The sequence below is a fragment of the Bradyrhizobium sp. 157 genome (assembly GCF_023073815.1).
In the GTDB taxonomy this organism is placed as follows: domain Bacteria; phylum Pseudomonadota; class Alphaproteobacteria; order Rhizobiales; family Xanthobacteraceae; genus Bradyrhizobium.
This window is the reverse complement of sequence record NZ_JADPKF010000013.1, coordinates 1-19,022: the sequence shown is the minus strand read 5'-3', so window position 1 is coordinate 19,022 and position 19,022 is coordinate 1. Positions and strand designations below refer to the sequence as shown.

The 19,022-nt window shown below is 63.4% G+C and carries 17 protein-coding genes; 14 read left to right on the top strand and 3 right to left on the bottom strand.

Going from position 1 to position 19,022, the window contains the following annotated elements:
- The first annotated feature begins 676 nt into the window (after positions 1-676).
- From IVA95_RS02005 to IVA95_RS01990, 4 genes are all read left to right on the top strand, one after another.
- A complete protein-coding gene (locus IVA95_RS02005; protein WP_247508971.1) occupies positions 677-1,837 on the top strand; it encodes a PA0069 family radical SAM protein in 1,161 nt (386 codons plus the stop codon).
- Between the two features lie 100 nt (positions 1,838-1,937).
- Positions 1,938-2,387, top strand: coding sequence for a VOC family protein (locus IVA95_RS02000; RefSeq protein WP_247508970.1), 450 nt, complete (start codon positions 1,938-1,940; stop codon positions 2,385-2,387).
- Between the two features lie 82 nt (positions 2,388-2,469).
- Complete coding sequence (locus IVA95_RS01995; protein ID WP_213252235.1) at positions 2,470-3,261, top strand: ribonuclease HII; 792 nt, start codon at positions 2,470-2,472, stop codon at positions 3,259-3,261.
- Positions 3,262-3,341: 80 nt separating this feature from the next.
- Positions 3,342-4,847 (top strand): glycosyltransferase family 39 protein, encoded by a 1,506-nt coding sequence (locus IVA95_RS01990; protein ID WP_247508969.1) that lies wholly within the window; start codon positions 3,342-3,344, stop codon positions 4,845-4,847.
- Between the two features lie 137 nt (positions 4,848-4,984).
- Here the strand turns inward: IVA95_RS01990 and IVA95_RS01985 are convergent, their stop codons facing one another.
- Complete coding sequence (locus tag IVA95_RS01985; protein ID WP_247509029.1) at positions 4,985-5,809, bottom strand: uracil-DNA glycosylase; 825 nt, start codon at positions 5,807-5,809, stop codon at positions 4,985-4,987.
- A gap of 133 nt (positions 5,810-5,942) precedes the next feature.
- Between IVA95_RS01985 and IVA95_RS01980 the strand changes: the two genes are divergently transcribed.
- From IVA95_RS01980 to IVA95_RS01970, 3 genes are all read left to right on the top strand, one after another.
- A complete protein-coding gene (locus tag IVA95_RS01980) occupies positions 5,943-7,601 on the top strand; it encodes an electron transfer flavoprotein-ubiquinone oxidoreductase (RefSeq protein WP_247508968.1) in 1,659 nt (552 codons plus the stop codon).
- Positions 7,602-7,866: 265 nt separating this feature from the next.
- Positions 7,867-9,648 (top strand): tetratricopeptide repeat protein, encoded by a 1,782-nt coding sequence (locus IVA95_RS01975; protein WP_247508967.1) that lies wholly within the window; start codon positions 7,867-7,869, stop codon positions 9,646-9,648.
- A gap of 27 nt (positions 9,649-9,675) precedes the next feature.
- Positions 9,676-10,560 (top strand): 4-(cytidine 5'-diphospho)-2-C-methyl-D-erythritol kinase, encoded by an 885-nt coding sequence (locus IVA95_RS01970; RefSeq protein ID WP_247508966.1) that lies wholly within the window; start codon positions 9,676-9,678, stop codon positions 10,558-10,560.
- Here the strand turns inward: IVA95_RS01970 and IVA95_RS01965 are convergent.
- A complete protein-coding gene (locus tag IVA95_RS01965) occupies positions 10,557-11,186 on the bottom strand; it encodes a LysE family translocator (protein ID WP_247508965.1) in 630 nt (209 codons plus the stop codon). The genes IVA95_RS01970 and IVA95_RS01965 overlap by 4 nt on opposite strands.
- A 176-nt stretch (positions 11,187-11,362) precedes the next feature.
- The gene (locus IVA95_RS01960; protein WP_247508964.1) at positions 11,363-12,373 is read right to left on the bottom strand and encodes a polyprenyl synthetase family protein; all 1,011 of its coding nucleotides are present in this window, start codon (positions 12,371-12,373) and stop codon (positions 11,363-11,365) included.
- A gap of 133 nt (positions 12,374-12,506) precedes the next feature.
- Here IVA95_RS01960 and IVA95_RS01955 point away from each other — a divergent pair, with 133 nt between their 5' ends.
- From IVA95_RS01955 to IVA95_RS01925, 7 genes are all read left to right on the top strand, one after another.
- Positions 12,507-12,734, top strand: coding sequence for a DUF2007 domain-containing protein (locus IVA95_RS01955; RefSeq protein ID WP_212420243.1), 228 nt, complete (start codon positions 12,507-12,509; stop codon positions 12,732-12,734).
- Complete coding sequence (locus tag IVA95_RS01950; RefSeq protein ID WP_247508963.1) at positions 12,727-13,494, top strand: methyltransferase; 768 nt, start codon at positions 12,727-12,729, stop codon at positions 13,492-13,494. The genes IVA95_RS01955 and IVA95_RS01950 overlap by 8 nt, the downstream gene beginning before the upstream one ends.
- A gap of 249 nt (positions 13,495-13,743) precedes the next feature.
- Positions 13,744-14,649, top strand: coding sequence for a S49 family peptidase (locus tag IVA95_RS01945; RefSeq protein WP_247508962.1), 906 nt, complete (start codon positions 13,744-13,746; stop codon positions 14,647-14,649).
- A 110-nt stretch (positions 14,650-14,759) separates the two neighbouring features.
- The gene (locus IVA95_RS01940; RefSeq protein ID WP_247509028.1) at positions 14,760-14,951 is read left to right on the top strand and encodes a hypothetical protein; all 192 of its coding nucleotides are present in this window, start codon (positions 14,760-14,762) and stop codon (positions 14,949-14,951) included.
- Between the two features lie 202 nt (positions 14,952-15,153).
- A complete protein-coding gene (locus IVA95_RS01935; protein ID WP_247508961.1) occupies positions 15,154-16,089 on the top strand; it encodes a glycine--tRNA ligase subunit alpha in 936 nt (311 codons plus the stop codon).
- Positions 16,089-18,284, top strand: coding sequence for a glycine--tRNA ligase subunit beta (gene glyS, locus IVA95_RS01930; RefSeq protein WP_247508960.1), 2,196 nt, complete (start codon positions 16,089-16,091; stop codon positions 18,282-18,284). Before IVA95_RS01935 ends, glyS begins: the two co-directional genes overlap by 1 nt.
- Before the next feature lie 3 nt (positions 18,285-18,287).
- A complete protein-coding gene (locus IVA95_RS01925; RefSeq protein ID WP_247508959.1) occupies positions 18,288-18,890 on the top strand; it encodes a class I SAM-dependent methyltransferase in 603 nt (200 codons plus the stop codon).
- Positions 18,891-19,022 lie beyond the last annotated feature (132 nt).

The window sequence follows — 19,022 nt, the reverse complement described above, 5'->3', positions numbered from 1 at the left end:
CGGTAAGCCCATCGCAGACGGCCCCCTGCCAGGATCCTCCCCGCTTTTCTGCGCGGCCTCAGTGCTTCAGACCACCCGAAGGTCGGGGTTGTCGATGCAACTGCTGGCGAAGCCGCTGACGGCCCGGCGGCCCTGCTCGTAAGTGGCACAATTGCAGGCAAGTCCGTCGCTTTTGCCATAGGTTTGGGCGCAGACGGCCGCGCTGGCGCCGGCGCTGCCCGGCACGATGCCGGCCGCGACTAATGCGCCAGTTAGCGGGGCTGCAGGGGCGAAACGGCGCCTCCGCCCCGTGACTTTAATTGGATAGCGGTTTTCGCCTTGAACGCGATGCTCCAGAACTTTGGCTCGCTCGAGGATTCTCGAGGCAGGTTCCCGTCATGCCGCTGACATGGGCGCGGCACTGTTGGAAATTCTGGAAATCGCAACGCAGCCCGTCATTCGTCCCGTAAGTCCGGGAGCAAACTGGCCAATTGGCATCAGCATGGCTTGGCAGCGTGCCCGCGAAGGTGAATGATGCTGCAAGCGACATGGTCGCGGCAGCCAAAGTGAGCAGACGCATCTGCACCCTCCCTGGGTTTGTACTCTTCGAATTACGAGGGCGATCTGCTGCCGTTACCCCCGGCACATGCAAAATGTATGTTCTTGATTTGTTCTCGATACGTGCTATGTTCGCTTCATGAGCCGAGCATCCTCTCATGCCCTCAAGCACCCGCCGGTCACGGCGCCCTCCGAGCCGGCGGGTGCGACACCTTTTCCCGAGCTCGCGGTCGCTATCGAACGCCAGCGGCGGCGCGGCCGCGGCGCGCAGTCGAACGACAGCGGCCGGTTCGAAGCCGAGGCGCGGGTCGCCTTTGACGATGGCTGGCAGAGCCTGGACGACCTGCCGCCGTTCAAGACCACGGTGTCGCTGGATACCTCGCGCAAGGTCATCACCCGCAACGACTCGCCCGACATCGGCTTCGACCGCTCGATCAACCCCTATCGCGGCTGCGAGCATGGCTGCGTCTACTGCTTCGCGCGGCCGACCCACGCCTTTCTCGGGCTGTCGCCCGGACTCGATTTCGAATCCAAATTGCTCGCCAAGCCGGACGCGCCAGAATTGCTCGAGAAGGAGTTGGCGGCGCCCGGTTACGAGCCGCGCATGATTGCCATCGGCACCAACACTGATCCCTATCAGCCGATCGAGCGCGAACACAAAATTATGCGCGGCATTCTCGAAGTGCTCGATCGAGCCGGTCATCCCGTCGGCATCGTCACCAAATCGGCGCTGGTGACACGCGACATCGATATTCTACAGCGAATGGCGAAGCGCAATTTGGCAAAGGTCGCGATTTCCGTGACCACGCTCGACCCCAAGCTCGCCCGCACGATGGAGCCGCGCGCCTCGACGCCGCCGAAGCGGCTGGAGGCGCTGCGGCAATTGTCGCAGGCTGGCATCCCCGCCACCGTGATGGTCGCACCCGTTATTCCCGCGCTGAACGATTCCGAGATCGAACGCATTCTCGATGCCGCGGCTCACGCCGGCGTCAAGGAAGCAAGTTACGTGCTGCTGCGGCTGCCGCTCGAAGTGCGCGACCTCTTTCGCGAGTGGCTGATGGCAAACTATCCCGACCGTTATCGTCACGTCTTCACCTTGATCCGCGACATGCGCGGCGGGCGCGACTACGACTCGCAATGGGGTACGCGGATGAAGGGTACCGGCCCGATGGCCTGGATGATCGGACGGCGGTTCGAGATCGCCTGCGAAAAGCTCGGCCTCAACAAGCGGCGTTCGAAACTGACGACAGATCATTTCGTCAAGCCGAAGCGGAACGGACAGCAACTTAGTCTATTCTAGGTGGTTGTCATCATTGCGATCGAAGCGTCACTCCATGCTCCGCAGAGAGGCGTGGATTGCGTCATCGCTTGCGCTCTCGCAATGACGGACGGAGAATCGCATGAGTACTGGTAAGCCAGTCCCCCGCTTCACGGTCATCACGCTTGGGGTTAGCGATATGCGCGCCAGCATCGCCTTTTATAATGCGCTCGGCTTTGTCCGAAAGATGCACGCAACTGGCGAGGCCGTCGCCTTTTTCGATACCGGCGGCACCGTGATCGCGCTCTACCCGTGGGACCAGCTCGCCCGCGACGCCACGCTGCCCGATCAGCCGCGGCCGAAAACCTTTCGCGGCACCACGCTCGCCTGGAATTGCAGCTCGGTCGAGGAGGTCGACACGGCACTCGATTTCGCAATCTCCTGCGGCGGGTCACTGTTGAAGCCCGCGCACAAGACCGACTACGGCGGTTACTGCGGCTATTTCGGCGATCCCGACAACCATATTTGGGAAGTCGTGGTCGCTCCCGGCATCGAGGTCGGCGACGACCGGCGGGTTCACCTGCCGGATTAGGCACAAGTATAGGGTTGAATAACGGGAATTGTGCCGGGTTCCCGGTTGCGCGCCGCCGCGCGCTGGCGCACGAATCCCGGCCATGATTCGGGACAAATCCACCAAAAAACCTGACGGGAAATCGGACAAGAAAGCCGGCAAGGAACAGGCCGAGCTGCCGAAGGGCGTGATCGCAGTCGCCCCGCCGAGCTTTCGCCGCGAGCGGGCGCTGATCAAGCGCGGCGTCTGGCCCGTCGCCGGCTGCGACGAGGCCGGGCGCGGTCCGCTGGCGGGTCCGGTGGTAGCGGCCGCGGTCGTCCTCGATCCCAAGCGAATCCCCAAAGGCATCGACGATTCCAAGCGGCTGACGCCCGAACGCCGCGAGGAATTGTTCGAGGAGATCTGCGCGACCTCGTCGTTTGCGGTCGCCTTTGCCTCACCGGCGCGGATCGACCGCGACAATATCTTGCGCGCTTCGCTCTGGGCGCTGGCGCGTTCCGTGCACGCGCTGCCCGAAATGCCGAAGCACGTGTTCGTCGACGGCCGCGACAAGATCGATGCGCCGTGCGACTGCGAGGCGGTGATCGGCGGCGACGGCATTGTCATGTCGATCGCAGCCGCCTCGATCATCGCCAAGGTGACGCGCGACCGCTTGATGAGCGCCTTGGCGCTGGATTGCCCGGGCTACGGCTTCGAAAGCCACAAGGGCTACGCCGTGCCGGAACATCGCGAGGCGCTGGACCGGTTAGGCCCAAGCATCCACCATCGCCGCTTCTTCGCACCCGTCATTGCCGCGCGGTTGAAACATTATCCCGAGACGGTCGAAGAGACAGTCGAACCTGATCTCTTCAGCGTGGACGGGGAGGTCACTTCCGATATCTCCGCCACGATCTGACGCCGGTTGCCTCGGCGCCTCGTGCACTCTATCAAACGTCCCCCAGGACAGGGCTGCCCGGCCCGGCTTTCGGACGTTTCATGCGCTTCACCTCGCTCGTTGTCGAACTGATCCGCGCCCGGCCGCGGCTGGTGGTCTGGCTCGTGGTGTTGGTCCAGGCCGGACTTTGGCTGATCCTGCCGATGCTGCTGTACCGCAGCCCGCCCGGTGACCTTGCGACCGTGCTGGCCTTTGGCCGGGAATACCAGGTCGGAACCTGGTTCGGTCCGCCGCTGGCGTTCTGGCTCGCCGACATCGCGTTTCGCGCGGCCGGCAACCATATGTTCGGCGTCTATTTGTTGGCGCAGGTCTGCGCCGTCGTCACCTTCTGGAGCTACTATCAACTGGCCCGCGCGATTGTCGGCGGGCAGCAGGCGGTGCTCGCGGTCTTGCTGTCGATGACGGTAGTGGCCTTCAGCTCGCCCGGCGTCGAGTTCGGCCCACTGGTGCTGGCGCACCCGCTATGGGCGCTGCTTTTGCTGCATTCCTGGCAGTTGATCGGCCAGAACCGGCACAACGCCTGGTTCGCCTGGTCGATCGAGGCCGGGCTTTTGCTGCTGACGACGCCGTCCGCCCTCGGATTGCTGCTGCTGCTCGCCGGATTTGCCGTTGCCACCGCGCGGGGGCGGCGCGTGCTGATGTCGCTCGATCCGCTCTATGCGCTGCTCGTGATCGCCGTCCTGGTGTTGCCCTATCTGATCTGGTTGCTCCGCGCCGACGTGCTCGCGATGCCGCCCTGGCCGGCGATTTCCGATCTCGGCGCGCGCGTCCTGCAGTGGGGCTGGCTGCTCGTTGGCCTCGTGCTCGCAATGTCCGCCATCGTGCTGCTGGCGATCCTCAACTCCGGCTGGTTCGCCCGCAATGCCGGGGAGGCGCCGATCATCTACCGGCCGCCGGTCGATCCGCTGGCGCGCCAGTTCGTCTATTTCTTTGCGCTTGCGCCGGCGCTGCTCGGAAGTCTGATCGCGGGCATCTTCAACCTCGATCATGTCGTTGGCGGGGCGGGCGTCGCCTTGCTGTTGTCGGGGCTTGCCGTAATCGTCGCGAGCGGCGATCTGATCCATCTGCGGCGCCAGCGCCTGCTGCGGACCGTGTGGGCGGGCGCGGTTGTCGCGCCTGCCTTGGCGACGATTGCGGCGACGCTGTTTTTGCCGTGGACCGCGAACGAAGTGCCGACTTCGCTGCCGGCAACAGCCATTGCGCATTTCTTTGGCGACAGCTTTGAGCGCCGGACCAACCAGCGCCTGCGCGCGGTCGCCGGCGATCCGCAACTGGCAAGCCTCATCGCCATGAGCAGCGGGCGCCCGCATCTGTTGCTCGATGCCACGCCGGAACGAACGCCTTGGCTGTCGGTCGCGAAATTCAACGAGACCGGCGGCGTCGTGGTCTGGCGCGCCTCCGACACCTCGGGCATGCCGCCGCCCGATATCGCGCAACGCTTTCCGGGCCTGGTGCCGGAAGTGCCGCGCGCGTTCGAATGGATGGTGAACGGCCGGTTGCCATTGCTGCGGGTCGGCTGGGCGATTGTGCGGCCGAAGGCGCAGTAGCTGCGAATTCCGTGCCCCGGATGCTGCGCAGCACGAAAGTGATGCGCTGCTGATCCGGGGCCATTGTCTTGCGCTGCTATAGGTCCCGGCTCTGCGGTGCGGCGCCGAGAGGCGCTGCACCGCGTCCGGGACACGAGCTAACTTAGTTGCTCCAGCGCCTTCGCAATCGCGCGCAGGTCCTGCCAGGACATCCGCTTGTAGGACGGCGAGCGCAACAAATAGGCCGGGTGGAACGTCGCCATGGCGCGGATCGTGCGGGTGCCGGTATCGTAGTCGAACCATCTTCCGCGGGTCTTCATGATGCCATCGCGGGTCGACAGCAGCGTTTGCGTCGACGGGTTGCCGAGCGTCACCAGTATGTCGGGGTTCACGAGTTCGATCTGCCGCTGGATGAACGGCAGGCAGATTTGCGTCTCCTGCGGCGTTGGCGTCCGGTTGCCGGGCGGCCGCCAGGGAATCACGTTGGCGATATAGGCCTTGCTACGATCTAGTCCGATTGCCGCGATCATCCGGTCCAGCAACTTGCCGGAACGTCCGACGAAGGGCAGGCCCTCGATGTCTTCCTCGCGTCCGGGTGCTTCGCCGACGAACATGATGCGCGCCTTGGGATTGCCGTCGGCAAACACCAGCCGCGTCGCGGTGTTTCGGAGCGCGCAGCCCTCGAAAGTTTCCAGGAGCGTACGCAGCGCTTCCAGCGTCGGCGCCGTTCGCGCCGCCTCGCGCGCGAGAGCGATGGCCGCCTCCGGCGCGGGCGCAATTTCGCTGCGCGGAACTGCCTGCATGATGGCGGGCATTTCCCTGACGGGGCGGGGTGGCGCGGTCTCGCGGACAGCGACGGGGGCGGCAGGAGCATCGGGCTCGATCAGCCGATCGACTGGTTCCTCCATCAACGCGCAATCGACCCCGGCCTCCAGATAAAAAGCCAGCAATTGCCTGATATTAGGCGCGGGTTCGGGGATCAAATCCATGATGCCAATCTAATATGGATCGAGCCGGCGTGAAACGCCTCGCATTGCATTTCCATGGTTGTCCTCCCCGCAAAAATCGGAAACAACGAGCCTTTAGAGCCGTTCTCAATTGGGCTGAGATCAGATCATGAGTGCAGAAGAACTTCCTCCTCGCGAATCGATGGAATTCGACGTCGTGATCGTTGGCGCCGGGCCGTCAGGGCTGGCTGCAGCGATCCGGCTGAAGCAGCTCAATGCCGATCTCAGCATCGTCGTGGTGGAGAAGGGGTCCGAGGTCGGCGCGCACATCCTGTCGGGCGCGGTGATCGACCCGGTGTCGCTCGACAAGCTGATTCCGGATTGGCGTGAGGACGCCGATTGCCCGCTGAAGACAGAGGTCAAGGACGACCGCTTCTACTGGACCACCGCGACCACCGCGATCCGGCTGCCGAACTTCGCCATGCCGCCGCTGATGAACAATCATCACTGCTATATCGGCTCGCTCGGTAACGTCTGCCGCTGGCTGGCGCCGAAGGCCGAGGCGCTCGGCGTCGAAATCTATCCGGGGTTTGCTGCGGTCGAGGTGCTGTACGACGACACTGGCGCAGTGCGTGGCATCGCGACCGGCGACATGGGCATCGCCAGGGACGGCAGCCACAAGGACTCCTATACCCGCGGCATGGAGCTGCTCGGGAAATACACGCTGTTCGCCGAAGGTGCGCGCGGCAGTCTGAGCAAGGAACTCATCGCGAAATACTCGCTCGATGCCAAATGCGAGCCGTCGAAATTCGGCATCGGGCTGAAGGAAGTCTGGGAGATTGATCCCGCCAAGCACCAGAAGGGCCTGATCCAGCATTCGTTCGGCTGGCCGCTCAACAATAAAACCGGCGGCGGCTCGTTTCTCTATCATTACGACGACAACAAGGTGGCGGTCGGGTTCGTCGTGCATCTCAACTACAACGATCCGTATCTCTCGCCGTTCGACGAATTCCAGCGCTTCAAGGCCCATCCCGCCATTCGAACCGTGTTCGAAGGCGGCAAGCGCATTTCCTATGGTGCGCGCGCCATCACCGAGGGCGGCTATCAGTCGGTGCCGCGGCTGACCTTCCCGGGCGGCGCGCTGATCGGCTGCGCGGCGGGTTTTGTGAATGTGCCGCGCATCAAGGGCGTGCACAACGCGATGGGCAGCGGCATGCTCGCTGCGGAATACGTTGCGGCGGCGCTTGGCGCCGGCCGCGCCAATGACGAACTGGTGGAATACGAAAACGCCTGGCGGGATTCCGCGGTCGGCAAGGATCTGCACAAGGTCCGCAACGTCAAGCCACTATGGTCGAAATTCGGCACTATCATCGGCGTGGCGCTCGGCGGCTTCGATATGTGGTGCAACACGCTGGGCTTCTCGCTGTTCGGAACCCAGTCGCACGCCAAGCCCGACCGCAAGACGCTGGATCCGGCCAAGGCGCATGCGCCGATCGCCTATCCCAAGCCGGACGGCAAACTTACCTTCGACAAGCTGTCCTCGGTGTTCCTCTCCAACACAAACCATGAGGAGGATCAGCCGGTTCATCTCAAGGTCGCCGACATGAACCTGCAGAAGACGTCCGAGCACGATGTCTATGCCGGTCCGTCGAACCGCTATTGCCCGGCCGGCGTCTATGAATGGGTCGAGGAGGCCTCAGGTCCGCGCTTCCAGATCAACGCCCAGAACTGCGTCCACTGCAAAACCTGCGATGTGAAGGACCCCAACGGCAATATCACCTGGGTTCCGCCGGAAGGCGGCGGCGGGCCGAATTACCAGGGCATGTAGAGAGGCCGTATAGACCACGATTGCGTGAGCTGGAGGAGGGTGATACCGCCTCCGGCCACGATACTGCCACAGTAAAAGCGTTTCCGGGTTGGGCTGGCTAAATCGGAGCCCTAAGGGCCTAATCTGCCGATCGATTCGCCAACCCGTATCCTTGCGGTTGAGGGCCAAAAGCGGCATTGTCGCTGCCCGAGATGCCGCCGCTTGGGTTTGCATTCGAGACCGATCGTAACGATCCCGCCATACATCCTGGAGCTAGGCGAACGTGATGCTTTCCACTCGTATGAATCGTTGGACCATCGCCGCAATTACTGTTGCCAGCCTGGCCGCACCTGGCGTGGCCTGGGCCCAGACGCCCGAACATACGGCCGACAACGCCGCGCAATTCCCCACCAAATCCGATCTGAAGTCGCTGACGACGGCAGGCAGCTATCTCGCCGCACGCCACGCCAGCGTCGAGCGCGATGCGGCCTCGGCTGCGGCATTCTATCGCTCCGCGCTGCGCACCGATCCGAAGAACAACGAACTGCTGGACCGCGCTTTCATCTCTTCGCTTGCCGATGGCGACATCGATGAGGCCGTCAAGCTCGCCGATCGCATCCTGACGATGGATAAGGCGAACCGCGTCGCGCGGCTGGTGGTCGGCGTTCGCGACCTCAAGCAGAAGAAATATGCGGCCGCGCAGCTCAACATCAACCAGTCGATCCGCGGACCGATCACCGACCTCGTCGCGACGCTGCTGTCGGGATGGGCGAGCTACGGTGCAGGCGATGCCAAGGCGGCGGTTGCCAATATCGACAAGCTGACCGGACCGGAATGGTATCCGATCTTCAAGGATCTCCATACCGGTATGATCCTGGAGATCTCGGGCAAGGACAAGGACGCCGGTGCGCGGTTCGAGCGCGCCTACAAACTCGACGATTCGATGCTGCGCGTATCGGATGCCTATGCGCGCTGGCTGTCGCGCAACAAGGATGGCGCGGCGGCGGCCGGCATTTACGAAGCGTTCGACAAGAAGTTGCCGCGGCATCCGCTGGTGCAGGAAGGCCTGCGCGAGACCCGGGCCGGCAAAAAGATGTCGGCGCTGGTCGATTCGGCGCAGGCCGGCGCGGCCGAGGCGCTGTACGGCATCGGCGCCACGCTGACCCGCCGCGGCGGCGAGGATCTGGCGCTGGTCTATCTGCAGCTCGCGCTCTACCTGCAGCCCAATCATCCGCTCGCGCTGTTGTCGCTCGCCGATCTCTACGAGTCCGTGAAGAAGCCGAAGATGGCGATCAAGGTCTACGAGCGCATGCCGGCCAGTTCGCCGCTCAAGCGCAACGCACAGATCCAGCTCGCCACCAATCTCGACGCCGCCGACCGCAGCGAAGAGGCGATCAAGATCCTCAAGGCCGTCATCGCGGAGGCGCCGAAGGACATCGAAGCTGTCATGGCGCTCGGCAACATCGAGCGCGGCCGCAAGAAGTTCAGCGATTGCGCCAATACCTATACGCTCGCAATCGACGCGATGCCCGGGGTGACGGACAAGAACACCTGGGTCACCTACTACTATCGCGGCATCTGCCTGGAACGCTCCAAGCAGTGGAGCAAGGCCGAGGTGGATATGCGCAAGGCGCTCGAACTACAGCCCGAGCAGCCGCATGTCCTCAACTATCTCGGCTATTCCTGGATCGACCAGGGAATCAACCTCGATGAAGGCATGAAGATGATCCGGCGCGCCGTCGACCAGCGCCCCGATGACGGCTACATCGTGGATTCGCTGGGTTGGGCGTTTTACCGGATCGGCAATTTTGAAGACGCGGTAAAGCATCTCGAGCGTGCGATCGACCTCAAGCCGGAGGATCCTACCATCAATGACCATCTCGGCGATGCCTATTGGCGCGTCGGGCGGACGCTGGAAGCCAAATTCCAGTGGGCCCATGCCCGCGACCTCAAGCCCGAGGCGGAGGAATTGCCGAAGATCGAAGCCAAGATTGCCAACGGCCTGCCTGAAGACACTTCCTCTGCGGCTTCCGCCGACAAGAAGAAAGAAGACGGCAGGGGTGGCTGAGGCACGGACTTTGGGGGCTGTTCGGCAATGCCGCTGTTGAATGACAAGGCGTGCGCCAAGGTCAACCTGACCTTGCGGGTGAACGGCCGCCGTGCCGACGGCTATCATGATCTCGAAAGCGTGGTGGCGTTCGCCGATTGCGCCGACCGGCTGACGCTGACGCCGGGTGCGGATCTGGATTTGAAGATGTCGGGGCCGCTGGCGCAGGCCTGCGGCGAGACCGCGGACAATCTGGTGCTCAAGGCCGCGCGCCTCTTGGCCGAGCGCGTACCGGACATGAAGGTCGGCAGCTTTACGCTCGATAAGGTCTTGCCGGTGGCGGCCGGAATCGGCGGCGGTTCGGCCGATGCCGCGGCGGCGCTGCGATTGCTTGCGCAGTTGAACGGGCTCGCGCTCGACGATCCCCGCATCGTCGAGGTCGCGCAACTGACCGGTGCCGACGTGCCGGTCTGCGTCAACTCGCGCGGCTGCGTCATGACCGGCGTCGGCGAAACGCTGCAGCCGCTCAGTCTGCCGAAAATGCCGTGCGTGATGGTCAACCCCGGCGTTGCCGTCGCGACCCGCGACGTTTTCAACGCGCTCGGCCTGCGCCACGGCGAACTGCTGGTCGGCGTCACCGACGTCCTGCTGCGGGACCGCTGGCCCGACGAGAAGGCATCGCTGGAAGATTGGGTCGAAGCGCTCGCCGCCAGCTCCAACGATCTGGAAGCGCCCGCCATGCGAGTCCAGCCCGTGATCGGCGACGTTATCGCAGCGCTCAACGCGACCAACGGCGCCTGGCTGGCACGGATGTCCGGATCGGGTGCCACCTGCTTTGCGATCTACGAAAACACCGTCGAAGCCGGACGCGCGGCGGAGCAGATCCGGCGCGATCACCCGGGATGGTGGGTGCATGCGGGAACGCTAGGTTAGCTCGCGGGTCGCCGCGCCAGCGCCAGCGAAATACCAAGGCCGGCGATGAATAGTCCCGAGCCCTGCCGCAATCGCTGAAGCAGGTTCGGCCTTTGCGTGAGACCGGCGCGCGCCGTCGCGGCCATCATCACCACGATGATATCGACAAGCGTGTTCAGCGCGACCGAGATCAGGCCCAGCGCCATGAACTGGAGCGCCGGATAGCTGCCGGCCGGCTCGAGGAATTGCGGAATGAAGGCCAGGAAAAAGGCCGCAGTTTTTGGATTGAGCGCCTCGACCAGCACGCCTTCCCGGAACGCCCGTTGTGTACCGAGGGCGATGACCCGTTGCGGCAGCAGGTCGCGCGCCTCGCAAAACGTCTTGAAGCCGAGCCACACGAGATAGATTGCGCCGGCGAATTTAAGCGCGGTGAACAGCTCGGCGCTGGCGAGGATGAGCGCCGAGACGCCAAGCGCGCCTGCAATCACATGCACGAGCCAGCCAAGCGACGTTCCAAATGTCGAGGCGAAACCGGCGCTCTTGCCGCCGGACAGTGTTCGTGCCGCGACGTAGAAGATGCCGGGGCCGGGGACGGCGGCGACAATGAACGCGGCCAGCAGAAACAATGTGAAGTTAGTGCTGATCAATGCGACCTCTCTTGTAGGATGGGTAGAGCGCAGCGAAACCCATCAGCCGGCGCCGATGGGATGTTGTCATCACCCGCGAAGGCGGTGATCCAGTATTCCAGAAGCATCAGTGTTTCACTGAGAAGCCGCGGCGTACTGGATACCCCGCTTTCGCGGGGTGTGACGAGAGCGGTAAATCAATGCGATCTCGCCAGACAGAACGCCACGACCTGTTCGAGCGCGCTCTTCATCGGCGAGGCCGGGAATAGCGCCAGCGCGTCGACGGCCATAGCGCCGTAGTGCTGGGCCCGGCTGATCGTGTCCTCCAGCGCGCGGTGCTTCGTCATCAGGCCGATGGCGTGATCGAGGTCGCTGTCGCCGATCTCGCCGCGCTCCAACGCCTTGATCCAGAACTTCCGCTCGCTGTCATTGCCGCGGCGGAATGCCAGCACCACCGGCAGCGTGATCTTGCCTTCGCGGAAATCGTCGCCGATGTTCTTGCCGAGTTTCGCGGCCTTGCCGCCATAATCCAGCACGTCGTCGACGAGCTGGAATGCGATGCCGAGATTCATGCCAACCGAGCGGCACGCGGTCTGCTCGGCCTTCGGCCGGTTGGCGATCACGGGCCCGACTTCGCAGGCGGCGGCGAACAATTCGGCGGTCTTGCCCCTGATCACGGCGAGGTATTCGTCCTCGGTCGTCGCGGTGTTCTTGGCCGCCGCAAGCTGCATCACTTCGCCTTCGGCGATGGTGGCCGCGGCCGAGGAGAGAATGTCGAGCGCACGCAGCGAGCCGACCTCGACCATCATGCGAAAGGCCTGGCCGAGCAGAAAGTCGCCGACCAGCACGCTGGCCTCATTGCCCCACAGCATCCGCGCTGACAGCTTGCCGCGGCGCAGCTCGCTCTCGTCGACCACGTCGTCATGCAGCAGCGTCGCGGTGTGCATGAATTCGACGGACGCCGCGAGCTTGATGTGACCATCGCCGGAATAGCCGGCGAGGCCCGCCATCGCCAGCGTCAGCATCGGGCGCAGACGTTTGCCGCCGGATGAGATCAGGTGATTGGCGACTTCCGGAATCATGGTGACTTCCGACCCCGTCCGCGACAGGATCGTGGCGTTGACCCGCTCCATGTCGGCGGCGACCAGCCCGACCAGCGCATCTATCGAAGCGTTCGACGGGCTTTCGAAGGGTACAATAACCGCCACACGGGTCTCCAATTTTGGCCAATTCGCACTATCCTTATTCTACAATAGAAAGTGCCGGCAATCGCGGCAAGGGCACGTAGCGGTTGACAGACCCCGTGCCGTCGTCGCATCGGGGCGAAAAGGAGAACACCACTTGCGGGAATTGGTCAGGACCAACGATATCGTGCTGGTATCGGCAGTCGGCGCGCTGCTCGACGGCGCCAATATCCATCATCTGGTGTTGGACCAGAATATGAGCGTCATTGAGGGATCGCTCGGCATCCTGCCACGCCGCATCCTGGTTCATGAGGACGACAATCGCGCAGCCCGCCAGTTGCTGGCCGAGGCGGGTCTGGCTCACGAATTGCGCCCCGATGACTGACCACGTTCTCGAACTCACCGAGGATGCGTTTCTCGGCGGGCAGTTGCGTTTGAAGCAACTGAAATCGGGACATCGCGCCGGTCACGATGCGGTGTTACTGGCGGCAGCGACCGCGGCCCGTCCGGGCGACCGCTTGGTCGATCTCGGCGCCGGCGTCGGCGTCGCGGGGCTTTCGGTTGCCAGGCGCGTGGCCGGCGTCGATCTGGTTCTGGTGGAGATCGATACTGTGCTGGCGGGCCTTGCGCGCGCCAATGCGGAGGCGAATGCGATTCAAGCCGACGTGATCGTGCTTGACGTCGAGGCCGATGCCACAGCCTTTGCCGCTGCCGGACTGCTTCCTGACAGCGTCGATGCGGTGCTGATGAATCCGCCCTTCAACGACCCGGCGCGGCATCGCGTCTCGCCGGACGCGGCACGCGGGACCGCGCATATGGCGACCGCGACGACGCTCTCGAAATGGATTCACGCGGGGCGGCGCATTCTCAAATCGAAGGGAGCGCTGACGCTGATCTGGCGTGCCGATGGAATCGCCGAGGTGCTCTCGGCGCTCGATCACGGCTTTGGGAGCCTGCAGGTGCTGCCGGTTCACGGTGACGCACGTGGGCCTGCCAATCGCATCCTGGTTCGCGCCACCAAGGGCGGGCGGGCGCCGACGCAAATCCATCCCGCCCTGATCCTCAATGACGAGCAAGGTCAGCCCCATAGAAGGGTGCAGGAGATTTTGGCCGGGAAGGGAACCTTACCGCTCGCGAACCTGTAAAGTCGGCCCGCAACTCCCAACTACTCGCTATTGCGGAAGCGTCTCTGACTGTTGTTTGGGCGCCGACGTAAAGTGGATCGCGGTCAGAAGGCTGCCGATGAGCATTATCAGCAGGTAGATTTTCATGTCAGTCTCCGCTGCGCCATTGCAGTCTCTCGTCTGCAATGCAAAAGGCGTTGCTGCCAAAAGGCGTTCCGGCCTTTCCAATGACATTGGCGTGATAAAAAATGGTTAATTAGAGGTAACGGCATGAGTGAACAATTTAGTGATCGCACGGGATTGCCGGGCCTCATTGACAGGATGAAACGATTCATTCCGGCAAAATTCCGGCGCGACGCTGCGGTCGTTCCGGTGGTGCGCCTGTCGGGCGTCATCGGTGCGGTGACGCCATTGCGGCCGGGCCTGACGCTGGCCGGCATCGCCAAAACGCTCGAACGCGCGTTCGCCATCCGACACGCCAAAGCGGTGGCGCTGGTGATCAATTCGCCCGGTGGCTCGCCCGTGCAATCCCGGCAGATCTATTTGCGGATCAGGCAGCTTGCTGCGGAAAAGAAACTGCCGGTACTGGTGTTCGTTGAGGACGTCGCGGCATCCGGCGGCTACATGATAGCCTGCGCGGGCGACGAGATCTTTTGCGATCCGTCCTCGATCCTCGGCTCGATCGGCGTGGTCGGCGGCAGTTTCGGCTTTCAGGACTTGATCAAGAGGATCGGCGTCGAGCGGCGGCTTTACACGGCAGGCGAACACAAGGCGATGCTGGATCCCTTCCTGCCCGAAGACCCAGATGACGTCGCTCGCCTGAAGGCGCTTCAGCGCGAGATCCACGCCATCTTCATCGCGCTGGTCAAAGGCAGCCGCGGTGCGCGCCTCAAGGAGGCCGACGATGTCCTGTTCACCGGCGAGTACTGGGCAGGCGAAAGGTCGGTGTCGCTCGGCCTGGCGGACAAGATCGGTGATCTCCGCTCGACGCTGCGCGAGCGCTATGGTGACAAAGTGCTGACGCCCGTCATCGCGCCGGCAAGCGGGATGTTGGCCGGTCTCTTGGGCCGGAGATCGCCCGGCGCGGGTTCGCTGGCTGACGGTATCGGGGCATTGCCGGATGACCTGATTTCGGCGCTGGAGACCCGGGCAATTTGGGCCAAATTCGGGTTCTAGGCCGGGTGCACCCGCGCCATTTAGTCCCAAAAGCGGAATTGCGGCGCAGGCCGGCTTCGGCGAGAATGCAACCCATTGGGGGCTGACACGTGAACGACAAGGATCGACCGATGCCGCCGCTGATCGCATTCGCGGGTGCCCTGGGAGGGCTCGCCGTGGTCCGCTGGGCCTACAAGACTGCCGTCCGGATCAACAGGGAACTGGAGGAGGCACGGCTGGCGCGCGTCGCCGAGGCCTCCCAGACGGCCGACATCCCAACCCTCCGCCGCGACCCCGTCACCGGCGCCTATCGGCCGGGCTAGCCGCCGGCTCTCATCCTGAGGAGCGGGCGTAAGCCCGCGTCTCGAAGGATGGCCGCACAATCGGGGCCTCATGGTTGGAGACGCGCGGCGCTGCCGCGCTCCTCATCATGAGGAATACAAGGCCCCATCGCCTTGATTCCCCGCCTCCGCGCCGATACGGTCCCGCGCTCTTAAACCCCCCTTCGCGAGACCGATTCTGCCGATGGACGCTTTGCCTGCCCATATGCGCCCGGAACGTTCGTTCCAGGGCTTCATCCTTGCTCTCCAGCGGTTCTGGGCGGAGCAGGGCTGCGTGATCCTGCAGCCCTACGACATGGAAATGGGCGCGGGCACTTTCCATCCGGCGACGACGCTGCGCGCGCTGGGTCCGAAGCGCTGGAACGCGGCCTATGTGCAGCCCTCGCGCCGGCCGAAGGATGGCCGCTACGGCGAAAACCCCAACCGGATGCAGCACTATTACCAGTTTCAGGTGATCATGAAGCCGTCGCCGCCGAATTTGCAGGATCTGTACCTGAAGTCGTTAGCCGCGATCGGTATCGACTCCAGCGTCCATGACATCCGCTTCGTCGAGGACGATTGGGAAAGCCCAACGCTGGGCGCCTGGGGGCTGGGCTGGGAATGCTGGTGCGACGGCATGGAAGTCAGCCAGTTCACCTACTTCCAGCAGGTCGCGGGCGTCGAATGCTCACCCGTTTCCGGTGAGCTCACCTACGGGCTCGAGCGACTTGCGATGTATGTGCAGGGCGTCGACCGCGTCTACGATCTCAATTTCAACGGCCGCGACGGTGCCGACAAGGTCACCTATGGCGACGTCTTCCTGCAGGCCGAGCAGGAATATTCCCGGCACAATTTCGAGCACGCGGACACGGCGATGCTGTTCGAGCAGTTCAAGATGGCCGAAGACGCCTGCAAAAAATATCTCGCGGCCGGGTGGAAAGAGGGCGGCAATCAGAAAGAGCATCTGATGGCGCTGCCGGCCTATGACCAGTGCATCAAGGCGAGCCATGTCTTCAACCTGCTCGATGCTCGCGGCGTGATCTCGGTGACGGAGCGGCAGAGCTACATCATGCGCGTGCGCGAACTGGCAAAGGCCTGCGGCGACGCCTGGGTTCACACCGAAGCGGGCAGGGCGGTCTGATGCCTGATCTTCTGCTGGAACTGTTTTCCGAAGAAATCCCCGCGCGCATGCAGGCGAAGGCGGCGGACGACCTGCGCCGCATGGTCACCGACAGACTGGTCGCCGAGGGCCTGGTCTATGAAGGCGCGAAAGCGTTCGCGACGCCGCGGCGGCTGGCGCTGACCGTGCACGGCATTCCGGTGCGGCAATCCGACCTCAAGGAAGAGCGCCGCGGCCCACGCGTCGGAGGGCCCGATGCCGCGATCCAGGGATTTTTGAAGGCGACCGGTCTGGCTAAGATCGAAGACGCCAAGATACAGACCGACCCGAAGAAGGGCGACTTCTACATCGCGCTGATCGAAAAGCCGGGACGTGCCACCATCGACGTGCTCGCTGAGATGCTGCCGGTCATCATCCGAACCTTCCCGTGGCCGAAGTCGATGCGCTGGGGTGCACGTTCGACCAAATCGGGTTCGCTTTCCTGGGTGCGGCCGCTGCACTCGATCATCGCGACCTTTGGGCTTGAAACCGAAGAGCCCGATGTGGTGAAGTTTTCCGTCGACGGCATCGAGGCCGGGCAGACCACGTTCGGCCACCGCTTCATGGCGCCAGCGGCGATCTCAGTGCGCCGCTTCGCGGATTACGAAGCCAAGCTGAAGGCCGCGAAGGTCGTGCTCGATCCGCAGGCGCGCAAGGACATCATCCTCGCCGATGCGAAGGAGCTGGCATTCGCACAGGGCTTTGACCTGGTCGAGGATCAGGCGCTGGCGGACGAAGTGGCGGGCCTCGTGGAGTGGCCGGTCGCGCTGATGGGGTCGTTCGACGAGGAGTATCTGTCGATCCCGGATGAGGTGATCCGCGCCACCATCCGCAACAACCAGAAATGCTTTGTGGTGCGCGATCCCAAGACCGGGAAGCTGGCCAACAAGTTCATCCTGACCGCCAATATCGAGGCCACCGACGGCGGCAAGGTGATCGTTGCCGGCAACGAGCGCGTCATCCGCGCGCGGTTGAGCGACGCAAAATTCTTCTACGAGACCGACCTGAAGACGAAGCTGGAAGACCGCCTGAAGAAGTTCGACCAGATCGTGTTTCACGAGAAGCTTGGCACGCAGGCGGAGCGGATCAAGCGGATCGAACGACTGGCGGCCGAGATCGCGCCGCTGGTCGGCGCCGACGTCGCGAAGACCAAGCGCGCCGCTCATCTGGCAAAGGCCGATCTGTTGACCGAAGTCGTCGGCGAATTCCCCGAACTGCAGGGCCTGATGGGGAAGTACTATGCGCAGGCGCAAGGCGAAGACGCCTCCGTCGCCGCCGCGAGCGAGGACCATTATAAGCCGCAAGGCCCTACTGATCGCGTGCCGAGTGATCCGGTGAGCGTGGCGGTCGCGCTGGCCGACAAGATCGACACGCTCGTCGGCTTCTGGACAATCGACGAGAAGCCGACAGGATCGAAGGATCCGTACGCGTTGCGGCGCGCGGCCTTGGGCGTGATACGGATCTTGCTGGAGCAGGGCAGGCGACTGTCTCTCACGACTATTCTGGAGTGGTCAATCGCGCTGCACATCATGCGCGGCTCGGAAGCCCGGTTTGAAAATATTGTTGAGGCGATGCGCGATCCGACCCGGGGATCGGACTTCCTGCGAAAACGTGGGACGACGTCATCCGGCGACCAATTACCAGCGCTGATCCGCGATATGATTTCCTTCTTCGCCGACCGTCTGAAGGTTCAACTCCGTGATCAGGGCGCCCGACACGATCTTGTCGATGCCGTGTTTTCGCTCGGCGGCCAGGACGATTTGCTGCTGGTCGTCCGCCGCGTCGAGGCACTCGGCAAGTTCCTTGACACCGACGACGGCAAGAACCTGCTTGCAGGGACCAAGCGCGCGAGTAACATCCTTGCGATCGAGGAGAAAAGGGACAAGCGCACGTTCGACGGTGCGCCGGATGCCGGGCTCTACGCGCTTGCAGAAGAAAAGGCCCTTGCCAAGGCGATCGACCAGGTCAAGAGCGAGGCCGGGGCCGCAGTGCAGAAGGAAGACTTCGCAGCCGCGATGAGCGCGATGGCGAAGCTGCGCCCGGCCGTCGATGCGTTCTTCGACAAGGTCAAGGTCAATGACGATGAACCCAAGGTGCGCGAGAATCGACTAAAACTCCTGAACGAAATCCGTGCGGCGACCCGCGCGGTGGCGGATTTTTCCAAGATCGAAGGCTAGACCATGGATCGTCAGACGCTCGCCGCTTATGACCAGGATGCGGCGGCGTTCGCGAAGGACTGGCTCGGTCAGCCGGCGCCCGTCGACCTGCAGGAAGTCGTCGAACGATTTTTCGTGCGCGGCGGCAATTCGGCCGATATCGGCTGCGGCTGCGGCCGCGAGGTCGCCTGGCTTCACACCCACGGCTTTTCGGCGGTGGGCTTCGATGCCTCGGAAGGCCTGCTCAACGAAGCGCGCCGGCGCTATCCGTCGTGTAAGTTCGCGCATGCCGAATTGCCCGATCTGCGCGGCATCGGCACCTTCGATAACGTGCTGTGCGAAACCGTGATCATGCACCTCGACCGCAAGGAGATTGCGGCGTCGGTCCGCCGCCTGCTCGATATCGTCAAGCCCAGCGGCATTCTCTATCTGAGCTGGCGCGTCACCGAGGGCGCCGATCAGCGCGACGCGCAGGGAAGGCTTTACGCCGCGTTCGATCCGGCGGTCGTGCAGGCGGAGCTGAAGGCCGCGACCGTATTGCTCGACGAAGAGATCGTCAGCGCCTCATCGGGAAAGAAGATTCACCGGCTGGTGGCGAAGAAGCCTGGATTGGAAATCAGGCAATAATGGTTGGCATCTGCGATGTCCACTCCTGCCAGACCTCATCCTCTTATGTCCCGTGTCAAGAGGCGGGACATGATGAAGGGCTGTCTCCAGGAATTGCAGGAGAGGTGTCGGTGGAATGATCGTGCAAGGGTG